The 10708-nt window shown below is 33.9% G+C and carries 12 protein-coding genes; 6 read left to right on the forward strand and 6 right to left on the reverse strand.

Going from position 1 to position 10708, the window contains the following annotated elements; all coding sequences use genetic code 11:
• The first annotated feature begins 189 nt into the window (after window positions 1–189).
• The 3 genes from GGG_RS0117395 (at window position 190) to GGG_RS0117405 (ending at window position 2413) form a co-directional block, all read left to right on the forward strand.
• Complete coding sequence (locus GGG_RS0117395) at window positions 190–1182, forward strand: hypothetical protein (RefSeq protein WP_227500510.1); 993 nt, start codon at window positions 190–192, stop codon at window positions 1180–1182.
• Between the two features lie 15 nt (window positions 1183–1197).
• A complete protein-coding gene (locus tag GGG_RS0117400) occupies window positions 1198–1629 on the forward strand; it encodes a hypothetical protein (RefSeq protein ID WP_010117264.1) in 432 nt (143 codons plus the stop codon).
• Window positions 1630–1924: 295 nt separating this feature from the next.
• Complete coding sequence (locus GGG_RS0117405; RefSeq protein WP_010117270.1) at window positions 1925–2413, forward strand: hypothetical protein; 489 nt, start codon at window positions 1925–1927, stop codon at window positions 2411–2413.
• 189 nt (window positions 2414–2602) lie between these two features.
• On the opposite strand, the gene GGG_RS0117410 is transcribed toward GGG_RS0117405, so the two are convergent.
• The 3 genes from GGG_RS0117410 to GGG_RS0117420 form a co-directional block, all read right to left on the reverse strand.
• The gene (locus GGG_RS0117410) at window positions 2603–3133 is read right to left on the reverse strand and encodes a plasmid replication DNA-binding protein (protein WP_010117272.1); all 531 of its coding nucleotides are present in this window, start codon (window positions 3131–3133) and stop codon (window positions 2603–2605) included.
• Between the two features lie 78 nt (window positions 3134–3211).
• Complete coding sequence (repM, locus tag GGG_RS0117415; RefSeq protein ID WP_010117274.1) at window positions 3212–4141, reverse strand: replication initiation protein RepM; 930 nt, start codon at window positions 4139–4141, stop codon at window positions 3212–3214.
• A 581-nt stretch (window positions 4142–4722) separates the two neighbouring features.
• On the reverse strand, window positions 4723–5478 hold the full coding sequence (locus GGG_RS0117420) for a hypothetical protein (RefSeq protein WP_010117275.1): 756 nt from the start codon (window positions 5476–5478) through the stop codon (window positions 4723–4725).
• 350 nt (window positions 5479–5828) lie between these two features.
• Between GGG_RS0117420 and GGG_RS0117425 the strand changes: the two genes are divergently transcribed.
• Window positions 5829–6806: a MobA/MobL family protein gene (locus tag GGG_RS0117425; RefSeq protein ID WP_010117276.1), complete on the forward strand. Its 978-nt coding sequence runs from the start codon at window positions 5829–5831 to the stop codon at window positions 6804–6806.
• Between the two features lie 85 nt (window positions 6807–6891).
• On the opposite strand, the gene GGG_RS0117430 is transcribed toward GGG_RS0117425, so the two are convergent.
• Window positions 6892–7152, reverse strand: coding sequence for a hypothetical protein (locus tag GGG_RS0117430; RefSeq protein ID WP_010117277.1), 261 nt, complete (start codon window positions 7150–7152; stop codon window positions 6892–6894).
• A 178-nt stretch (window positions 7153–7330) separates the two neighbouring features.
• On the opposite strand from GGG_RS0117430, the gene GGG_RS0117435 reads away from it, so the two are divergent.
• A complete protein-coding gene (locus GGG_RS0117435) occupies window positions 7331–7555 on the forward strand; it encodes a hypothetical protein (RefSeq protein WP_005155906.1) in 225 nt (74 codons plus the stop codon).
• A gap of 144 nt (window positions 7556–7699) precedes the next feature.
• Complete coding sequence (locus tag GGG_RS0117440; protein ID WP_010117281.1) at window positions 7700–8746, forward strand: hypothetical protein; 1047 nt, start codon at window positions 7700–7702, stop codon at window positions 8744–8746.
• Window positions 8747–9014: 268 nt separating this feature from the next.
• On the opposite strand, the gene GGG_RS0117450 is transcribed toward GGG_RS0117440, so the two are convergent.
• Both GGG_RS0117450 and GGG_RS0117455 read right to left on the reverse strand, forming a co-directional pair.
• Window positions 9015–10226 (reverse strand): DNA cytosine methyltransferase, encoded by a 1212-nt coding sequence (locus GGG_RS0117450; protein ID WP_010117291.1) that lies wholly within the window; start codon window positions 10224–10226, stop codon window positions 9015–9017.
• A 30-nt stretch (window positions 10227–10256) separates the two neighbouring features.
• Window positions 10257–10496, reverse strand: coding sequence for a hypothetical protein (locus tag GGG_RS0117455; protein WP_010117292.1), 240 nt, complete (start codon window positions 10494–10496; stop codon window positions 10257–10259).
• Window positions 10497–10708 lie beyond the last annotated feature (212 nt).

Below are 10708 nucleotides of genomic sequence, written 5' to 3' on the forward strand. Positions count from 1 at the left end.
AGCCGACTTGTTTCAAAGTCGGCTTTTTACGGATTTTAGGGTTGAGTGTGAAATTTTAAGTCATTGATTTTTATATTAATATACAAGTGTACTTCGTATAACCACCATTATGTTAAATGAACTTAGAATTTATAGAAAAATAAAATATTTTTTAGTGCGCTTTAAGCGACATTTTAAGTCGTTAATGTGATGTTAAAAACAAAACTTTCATATAATATTCAATACAAATATATACTTGATAAGAGAAAAAATATGCCATTACCAATCGTTTTGTGGGGAGCTGCAGCAGCTTTGGGAGCAACAGGTGTTTTTAAAGGTGCCAAGGCTGTAGGTAATATGAAAGAGGCTAAAGAAATTGGAGAAAATGCACAGTCTATTTATGATGAAGCCCTTGAGCATTTAGAACATCAAAAGGAAGAAACTAATACCAAGTTAGAAGAACTAGGTCGCCTGAAGTTAAGTATATTCACACATCAAATTAAACACACTATTGATGTGATAAAAAGATCTAAAAATGCGGGTGGTAAGTTAGAAAATTTTGAATCTTCTATTTCTATTGAAGAAATTAAGGCAATGGAAGCTATGGTTCTTAACTCCTTAAAGTTAGAAGCGGGCTTACTTTCTGGAACAGCTGGAGGAGCACTAGCTGGGTTTGGTGCATATAGTAGTGTTGGGTTATTAGCTTCAGCGTCTACAGGAACTGCAATTTCAAGCCTTTCAGGAGTAGCCGCGACTAATGCAACACTAGCTTGGCTGGGCGGTGGTTCTATTGCAAGTGGTGGCTTTGGAATGGCTGGAGGAATGATAGCTCTTGGTGGGATTGTGGCTGGTCCTGCTTTGGCTATTGGCGGGTTTATGCTTGCGAGTAAGGCTGAAGAAGCATTAACAAAAGCTGTGAAATATTCAGCTCAGGTTGATAAAGCAGTTTCAGAAATAAATATGATTGAAACTGTTTTAGATGGTATTCAAAAAAATGCTGATGAAGTTATTTATACCTTAAATCAATTGGTCGATAGATTTGAATCTATGAAAGTTGATGATGATTCAAATCCGCAAGCGTTCAAACAAATGATTGCAAATACTAAAATTCTAAAAGATTTGTTAGATTGCAAAATCATAGATGATGAAGGATCTCCTATTAAAAATATTAAGCATACCTGCCAAGGGTTTTTAACAATCTAAGAAAGGGTTCATATCATGGCTAAGCAAGAGCTTATGAAAGCTACTAAAGTGCTAAAAAATGTCACGGTTATTCCAAAACCATCACCTGATATGGCTTTTCAGGCATTTAAAATGCTTGCGGATGCACATCATGAATATAGGATGACTGTGCAGGCTGAAACAACAAAACGTGAGGCAATACATGCTTGGCGAGATGTTAATATTGGAAAAATTGAACAGCAAACAGAGTTTCTAAAAGCCTATTTAGCTGAAACCTTCAAGGAAAGACGTCATTCAATTGATGAGATGTTTGAACGCTTAGATAAAGGTATTGAGGCTGGGAATATGGATCTAGTTAATGTAGCAATGGAAAGTATTACTACTATTGTTAAATCCTCTCCTTTAAAAGAAGCTGAAAAAATAATTCAGGCACTGAATGATCCAAATATAGAAAAAATTGAATTTTAAATGCAGACACCATTTCCTTGTACTCAATGTGGCTGTTGTTGCAAGCAAGTATTTCGTTCTGAACTAACAGCTTATTTAGATAAAGGTGATGGGAGCTGTAAGTACTTATCTAGTGATAATACATGCTCGATTTATGAAGATCGACCTGATATTTGTCGGGTTGATCTTCAATACAAGTTGTTTTTTTCTTCAAAAATGGACTGGAAAGATTTTGTAGATATAAACGTGAGCGCATGCCGTTCTCTACAAATCTTAACTAGTAAGTAATATTTAGATTAATAAAAGGATTAACACTATGCTTAATTTTAGAAAAATTTTCGAACATAAACCTTTAGATGTATCTCCATTCTTTTCTGAAGATATTCAGATAAAAGAAAATCAAGAAAAAGCGGAGGAATTTAAAATTCATGAGGCAATTAAGAATATTGTCAATGGTGGAGATAGGGAAAAAGATGAAATGGGAGAAGTTGAATGGGAAACATGTATTATTAATTATCGTCCAGTTTTAGCAACTATGCATACTGCAGAATCATTTTTTATATTGGGCAAAGTTACTATGCATGATGGTACTATTTTGTATGAATCTGAAATGAGATCTCATAAATTTGATGGAGTTAATGGCACACGAGTTAGATATACCACGCAATTTAGATTCGGAAAGTGGGTTGATAGACTTTTAAAGTACTCAGAAGAATTATCTGAAAGCCATTCAAGAAAGATAGAAAAGGAAAAACAGGAAATTCAAAAAAAGAAACTAGAGCCATTTTCAGAAATTGATTTTTAATCTTTCCTACAATTAACATAATACACCTTATACGAAATGTGTTATAATTTATTTTGAAATTCAAATACTTATTTCAAAGTTTATAGCCCAAACATCACTGTTTGGGTTTTTTTTATGATTTTTCACGTTCCACGCCTATTCTTTGAGCAATGTTTCACGACTTTGTTCATATTAGTTAAACAATCGTGGTTAATCATAGGGTCTAAAAAAACGGCTCCAAAAGCCCCTTTTTTCCGGTTCCTGTTCAATGTGCTCCGGTACTGGAATCCGCTTATTTTCCCTCTGCTCCAGAGTAGTCAATCCGTCATGTTTAGCTTCTGCTGTGTCAGGTTCGGGATCTGGTTTGACTATGCTGGGTTGCACTAATTCTTGATCGGTAAACGTAGTCATATTAGGTTTTGGGGCTTCTAATAGGCGTTGCATCGTTTCAATTTGGTTTTGATAGAAAGATTCCCGATCTTTGGCATCATCAAGCTGATTTTTCAACATGTCTATCTGCTGTCTAAGCAGTAAAACTTCTGCCGAATTTGGACTGTCTACTTTTACAGATTCTTTTACATCCTGTTTTTTGACGGGTTCCCCAAAAACACGGATTGCTTCCGCTAGATCAATCTTATTCTCAGAATTTTTACTTAAAATTCCTTTCTTTATGTTGTTGTAAATCGTTTGTCTATTGATGTTGTAGAGCTTGGAAAGTTCAAGAACTGTAAGGGTTTTCATCCTGTAAACCTATGCCTAAACTTGTAAAAATAGACTGTCTATTAGACTGTCTAATAGACAAATGATCAAGTTTAAATTTTAGGCAGATGCAAAGCCAACTTTTTGAAGATAAGGGAATAATTCTTCGAATTTTTGAGCGTCTTTAAGCATTTCTGCTATGCGGACAGCAAACTGTTCGAAGGTTTCTGTACCTTGAGAGTAAATGCTCATTTCAGATAGTCTAGAGAGCTTATTGGCAAATAGGTGACGTTGAGGATCAGTTATTTTTGAGAAAAAATCTGAGAGATTTTCATTCTTAATTTCTTTTTTCGAGGCATTTTTTTTCTGTCTAAAAGTGAACGAAAATCCTGAAATGGTACGTCCTTTCTTATGTTGTTCATACTTAGCTGTTATATCGGTTAGCTCATTTATTTGATTGAGTGCGAAATCTAAAACATAGGTTTTGAAATTGCTCATAGTTTTGTATTGGTGAGATTCAACGCCTAATTGCTGTCTAAAGATAGACAGATCAAACACAGGCGTCTTTCCTGCTGATCGCCATTGAATCAGCAATTCGTAGAGCCGAATAGCATAAGAACTGGTTAGGCGTGAAACCTGCTGTAACTCATATTTAGTAAAGTTTTCTTCTAGCCTAGTTATGAGAGGAACGATATCTTGAGTGAATCTTAAAAAGACAATGCCTGACTGAGCTTCATAACCTATTTTATCAACCCAACGGCAATGGAAACTACGATCCTTACCTGTTTTAGGATTAACGTCATGGTATGTGACATATCTATCAAAGAGGCTTTTTGACGCATCTCTAAGGACTGTATAGGCAGTATGCTTTTCAACATTGAACGTATTTATATAACTACTGGCATGTACTTCCAATAAACTATTTTCTGTTATCCCATGGCCTGTTTGTCTGGCTTCAGCAATAGCTAGAAGAATTAATCGCTGTTCAACGGTATCTAACGTATAGCTAGCCTGAATTAAGGCATTATCTTTAACGACTAATTCACTCATTTCTAATAATAAATTTTTAATTAAACTAGTCTGTAAAATAGACTATTTAAATGAGTGTGTCTATTTAAATTATTAAGGTCGATAAACCTAGCTTTAAGGTCGATAAACCTAGCTTTAAAGGTCGATAAACCTAGTTTAATGGGTCGATAAACCTAGTTTAATGGATCGATAAACCTAGTTTAATGGACTCTGAAACCATTTCGTATCAAGGCTTTCAGGCTGGTTAAAAGCATTTAAAAGCATTTAAAATAATTAAAAGCATACATCATGAAAAATTGCCCTTGGTTTTCGCTACGCTCAAACTCTATTGAATCTCGCTTTCGCTCGATTCGTCGGGGCAATTTTTTGGTTAAAGTTTCCGTGAATTAGCAAAAAGCAAAAACAACTCGGAATTCGCTTTGCTCATAGAGCTTTTTTACTCGCTACGCTCGGTCTAGGCTCAATTTTCTGTATGTGATTTACGCTTATTTAGGCTTCACAGCCTAAAAAGCGGTTTTTCAGAGAGTCTAGGCGCGAATTTTGATTGAGCCGCTCGTAGACACTCGCTCAACTATGGGGACTCTAAGTTGAAATAATCAGGACTATTCATGTTTATGTTGGTGTTTTTCAATTTCTATCGTTGATAGTTTCTTATGATTACTTTCCCAAGTTGATAGGCCTTCAAGAACATCAAGAAATAAATTTTGTCGTTTAAAAAAATTGTTGTTCTGTTCAGTAATCTCTTTAAATATTTTACTTGTTCTTACGCTATATGCGAATTGAGTGTTATTGACAATTCTATTGGTGATTTGATCTGGTGTTTCCGAACTAATATCAATATTCAATTTTTTAAAGGCTGCTAATACTGCACCACCTAATTCATATTTGCGTCTGTTTTCCTCATTACGCTTGATTTGTGCTTCGGTAAGGGTTTTCCTCGATTTGTTTAGAACTTCGCGTTTATGCTCATTTTCGAGGCGTATACGGTCATTGAGAACCGCCTTATGGATTTTTTGATAAGACTCTAAGGCTCGCTCTAGTCTAAACCAGGTGTCTCGATCCTGATCTTGTTGGGCCAAACTTAAAATTTCAACTTCATTGTCCATTAGTTTTTGTTGGTTATGTGCTTTGAGTTTGATCTGTTCAAGTAAGATTTGGCGTTGTTGATATAGCACTCTATAGCGATCTACAGTTTTAAACTTTTTGAATATCTCTTCATCAAATTTTTCTGTAGATAATAATGAACTTAAAATATGAGATTGGATTTCAGTGAGGAACGGTAATTTTTCTAAAAACTGCTGCAATTGAATCAGATCTTCATTTGATAAAACTTTAGCAGGACGACCTCGTTTCACCATGATCAGCACCCCAAAAAACACATGAATCAGATATCAGTAGAGTAGCATATGGCGGCATGAATAAATTAAATAAAATGTGGGAACATTTTATTTAATTTATTAGCTCGTTTCCGTGTTTCTAATTCGATATAATTACTAACGCAATTATATCGAATTAGAAACACTTCTCCTCGTGCTCCGCAGGCCATTAGAGACGTAAGTTATTGATTTGTATCTATCAGAGTACTGTTGCTGCATTTTTGACATTTGTTTCTGCAATAGCGATCTACCGTTACAACATCAAAAATGTGTGTTGCTGCAAAAAAAGTGTCGTTACAACATCAAAAATAACCTGAGGGCTAGACGCAAATATGTTCTTCTGTAATCTTGAACACAACAGTAAAAATCCGCCCCAAAAAGGTGGTAAAAATAACAAGCCTAGAACGGCCAAAGAGCGCTTTCACTACATCACTCGAACTGCACAATTTGCACAACATAAAGATCATGTTCATGAACAACTTGAGTTTGTTTGCTCAGGTAATATGCCGAGCTTTGCCGAGGGGAATCCGGAAGAATTTTGGCAGGCCTCGGATCTGTATGAACGTAAAAATGGTCGAGTCTGTTCAAGTTTGGTGGTGGCATTACCAAAAGAGCTTACATCGGAACAACGTATCGAATTGGCAGAGCAGTTTATTCAAGAGTTTGCTGACCGTTATCGCTATCCTTTTACTTGCGCGATTCATAATCATGCTGGCGCTTTGGCGGGACAAGATCAGCCGCATTTGCATTTGATTTACAGTGAACGCCATGTTGATGGTATTGAGCGAACACCGGAGCAGTTTTTTAAGCGTTATAACCCTGAGCAGCCAGAGAAAGGCGGTGCACAAAAGCTCACGGCAGATGTGTTAGGGATGGGCAAAGCACAGTTGCAGTTGTATCGGCAGAAAACTGAAGAGCTGATTAATGACAGCTTACAGCGCTATGCACCGACCAAAATTATTGAAATTAGAGGGCTAAAGGTAGAGGTTCCGAATGAGGTGAGTTGTCTATCCAATGAGGATTACAATAAAAAATACGATACTAATCTGCAAGATGTGCCGATGATGAATAAGGCACTGCGGTTTGCCAAAGAAAGTGATCCAGTTCGCTATCAGCAAAAACAGGACATGATTGTAGAAATTAATCGGTTGAGAGCTGAAAATCGTTATGAGCTGTACAAACCCTACTATGAGGTAGAATTGAATAAGCAAAAGTTACTAGAGCAAGAAAAGCAGAAGCAGGCACAAGAAAAACGAAAGGATTTGATGGTCCTAGTTTTGGATTTTGATAGAGCGTTCAAAAATCTGTGACAGGTAAACTGACTGTAGGACTGTAAATTGTGTAATGGTCCTTTAAAAGGACCATTCAGGGAGTCTAGCTATTCAATTAACAGTCTCAAAATTGCATAAATGCTCCATCAGGAAAGAATGCTAAAAAAGCGCGTTTAACGTCTTCGTAATCATCATCTATATGTTGATCAAGATGATGCTGCGTCCATACCAATGTTGCTTCTCGATCGTCAAAGCATTTATTGACGTTTAAAAATAACCCCAGATTGTAAGATCTATTAATTGAGAAATCTTTAATTAGCTGTGTTCCAATTTTTCTAGAATTTTCAGAAAGGTATAAATGATTAATCAAGTTTAAATTACCCATTGTTATGCCTCATTTTAAGAAGAAATAATTAAAAACACCTTCTTCATATGTCCTGAAAGAAGGATATGGGAATATTTAAACACATAAATAGTGTGTTAATCACATTATTTATGTGTTTAAATGTAAATAAATGATCTGTGCTATACTTTTCCATCAGAACAATTCTGCTTTTTAAACTATGCCTTACGAAGAATTTCAAAGACTTATAGGTAAGTCTGGCCTTTCTATTAAAGAATTTGCAGCGCTTTTAGATATGAACGCGAACTCCATTACCAACTATAAAAAGAACGGTAAAGTGCCCACTACGATTGCAGTAATTGCGGTCATAATTTCAGATATGAAGGATGATGGTCTGGACTTTTATCCAATTTTTGAGAAAGTTCGAGCTTATCGTGATCAATAGAGTATTTGATGTGAACCCAATTAAAGATTTAATTGGGTTCTAACACGTGCATTTCGTAGAAGAGATTTTATGTTAAATAAATATATTTAATTTTAGTATAAACAGAGTATAACCTTATGTTTTTGTTTCATAAGGCTATTAGTAATGGATGAATTTAACCAATTTTTAGTTTTTTTACAGGAAAAATTAGAAAGTTATCCAAAGTTTGATACATGGAAGCACTTAGAAATATTGACAGCAACATGTGCTAAAGAAGTTATTTCAAATGAGGCAAATTATAAAAATTGGTTAGTTGAATATGATGAAGATGCTCATAGATTTCCTGATGTGATTGTAACTACAGACGTTGGAAAATTTGGTATTGAGGTTAAAAGTAGTAAATCTAAAAACTGGGAAACTTTAGGAGGAAGTATTAATGAATCAACTAAAGTTTTAGGATTGGATGAAATATTCATTTTATTTGGAAAAAATATTAATAATCAAATAAATATAAAAATTAAAGAATTTTCTCAATGTGTGAAAAGTGTTGCTGTCACACATTCCCCTAGATATTTGATTGATATGGATTTAGATGATGGAACAGATATATTTTCATTATTAAATACAAGTTATGAAGATGTTTGTGCTAAAGAAAGTCCATTTGATGTTTTTAAACAGTATTTTAAAGATAAGGCAAAGAAATCAAACACTAAGTTTTGGTTCCTTAGTGATGAAGAAAGTGAGCGTACTTCAGAAACTTTCCAAAATTTAGAATTGAAATTTTTCAAGCAATTATCTTCGGATGAGCAAAGACAATTAGTGTGTGAAGCCATTGTGCTTTACCCTCAAGATTTATTTGGAACTACAAATTCTAAATATGAAAATTCCAATTTATTTTTTTTGAGTCGAAATATTATTAGTAATTCAATGCGAGATAATTTTACAGCAGGTGGGAAAGAAAAATGTTTTGGAGAGGATTTTCCTCAAAAACTTCAATTACTCGTAAATGATGATAATTTAAAAATAATAAATGAATTACTGACATCTGAGCCAACGATTGAAATGAAAAACGTATACGATACAGAGAATATTAATGATATTCGTATGCAGTGGAATGAAACAATTGAATTAGCTCTAAAAGCTACAATGCTCAAAGGAAAAAATAAGGAAATAATAGCTCGTATACTTGATAAAATATTGATCAAAAAGTAAATCATCATTTTATTTAAATGTTAAATAAGAAGTTTTTGAAAACTGACATTGGTAAGAAGCATGTAATAGCCTATGGATTACATGTTAACTATCACGTCTATTACAAAGATATTGCTAAATACTATGGTTGTTCTAGTACAACCATAGGTTATTGGATTAGAAATTTAAAAAAATATAGTCATCTAAAAGACTTTGTATGTATCGTTGAATCATATGATTCAGATATGAAAATGATTCTAAATAATATTCAAAATATGGAATAGTAAATTCATGTTTTAAATAATTTGTCCCATATTTGACTAAGATGCCTGCCTATTGCAAATCCTAATAATGGAGGAACGGCATTACCGATAATTTTATATGCGGCCGATGCTGATACTGAATTGGCTTTTCCGTAGTTAAATACAAACTCATAATCTGGTGGAAAACTTTGAATTAAAGCGCACTCGCGGACTGTGAGACGTCTTTGTGGTAGATGTAATTCAGATAGATTAGTCCCGCCATTTTCTTTGGATAATCTTCTAAACTCAATATTTCCATGATGTTCTGCTCTAATAGTTGGAGCTTGGCCATTCATGTTAACTTCAATATTGCCCTGAGTTTTTTTGAAAAGTTTAGCCTTAGAATAAGATTGTTGGCTCTTATCTGTGCTTGCCAACTCAGGCTCTGGAAGATGAGCTAGAATTTGATTTAAAGTCGCATATGGTTTTAGCTCTGGATCAGTACCATGAGTATATGGTGGATATGGATAGACTTCAGATTTTTCTTGCAAAGAAATTAGTTCATCTAAGATTTTTTTGTTAGCATAACGTTTTGATATACCAATGAAAATAACTCTTTCTCTATTTTGAGCAACTCCATAATTTTTAGCATTAAGAACCTGAGCATCAAGAACAACATACCCATCATCAATATTTCTAAAATCTTTTTGAATAATGTCTTTTACATCGCCTAAAGTTACTAACCCCTTTACATTTTCTGCAATGAATACTTTAGGTTTTGTGATTTCAACTACTTTTTTCAGCCATAAATATAGTTGACCTCGCGTAGCTTCAGTTGGTTCATTATAAATGATGCCATTATGATCTTTATGAGAATCAAACCCTTTTCTTTTACCTGCAAAGCTAAAGTCTTGACATGGAAATCCACCAGTCACTACATCAATATCATTGGGAAAGGAAAATTGCTTATTCTCAATATTATTGACAACATCAACGATACTTTCTAAATGAAAGATATTTTCAGGTTGATTTACTCTATTTTTGAAAAAATTACACCAAGCCAATTTTGCAAAAGGCAAAATATCATTAGCAAAAACAGTTTCAAATCCTGTTTTTTTTAAATAAACATAATTTTCATCATGGTCTGAAATATAAGAAGCATATAAATCACTATTGATAGACGATCTATGTGCTAAGAAGCCGCCTTCTAAACCAAGATCCATACCACCACAACCTGAAAATAAAGATAAAACTTTCAAAATGAACTCTTCTAAAAATAATGATATGGCTTAAAGTTTGGATACATCCAATCCAGCTGCTTTTAAACGTTCAGTTATATTCCGCATTTTGCTAAATTCGGAACCGTATCCAATCGGAAACTTTGTTTCTTCACAGAATTCTTTAGATGTGATGGATTTCAACTCATCAGCGTATTTAATCATTTGAATATGTAATTCAGCAGTTTGTCTATTTCTAGGAGCATTATTTACAGCATCGACAATGCATTTAAAAATTTCATCGTGTGTCACAAGTAAACTCTTGATAATATTATTTATATAAATAATATAATTTATATAAATAATATTATCAAGCTTTAATATGAAAACTTACTCCAAGGTTTATCCGCAAAAATTGTGGATTGTTTTTAGGCTGAAAGCCTTATAGAGTGTATGTGATTTTTAGTTTTGAGTGTTTTTTGAGCAAAAATATTGGCAAAAAATATCAAAACCGTTCATAAAAA

The sequence above is a fragment of the Acinetobacter sp. P8-3-8 genome, from assembly GCF_000214135.1.
GTDB lineage: Bacteria > Pseudomonadota > Gammaproteobacteria > Pseudomonadales > Moraxellaceae > Acinetobacter.

Coding starts and splice junctions, on each gene's coding strand:
- GGG_RS0117395 (WP_227500510.1), top strand. CDS start 190: ATGTTAAAAACAAAACTTTCATATAATATTCAATACAAATATATACTT.
- GGG_RS0117400 (WP_010117264.1), top strand. CDS start 1,198: ATGGCTAAGCAAGAGCTTATGAAAGCTACTAAAGTGCTAAAAAATGTC.
- GGG_RS0117405 (WP_010117270.1), top strand. CDS start 1,925: ATGCTTAATTTTAGAAAAATTTTCGAACATAAACCTTTAGATGTATCT.
- GGG_RS0117410 (WP_010117272.1), bottom strand. CDS start 3,133: ATGAAAACCCTTACAGTTCTTGAACTTTCCAAGCTCTACAACATCAAT.
- repM (WP_010117274.1), bottom strand. CDS start 4,141: ATGAGTGAATTAGTCGTTAAAGATAATGCCTTAATTCAGGCTAGCTAT.
- GGG_RS0117420 (WP_010117275.1), bottom strand. CDS start 5,478: ATGGTGAAACGAGGTCGTCCTGCTAAAGTTTTATCAAATGAAGATCTG.
- GGG_RS0117425 (WP_010117276.1), top strand. CDS start 5,829: ATGTTCTTCTGTAATCTTGAACACAACAGTAAAAATCCGCCCCAAAAA.
- GGG_RS0117430 (WP_010117277.1), bottom strand. CDS start 7,152: ATGGGTAATTTAAACTTGATTAATCATTTATACCTTTCTGAAAATTCT.
- GGG_RS0117435 (WP_005155906.1), top strand. CDS start 7,331: ATGCCTTACGAAGAATTTCAAAGACTTATAGGTAAGTCTGGCCTTTCT.
- GGG_RS0117440 (WP_010117281.1), top strand. CDS start 7,700: ATGGATGAATTTAACCAATTTTTAGTTTTTTTACAGGAAAAATTAGAA.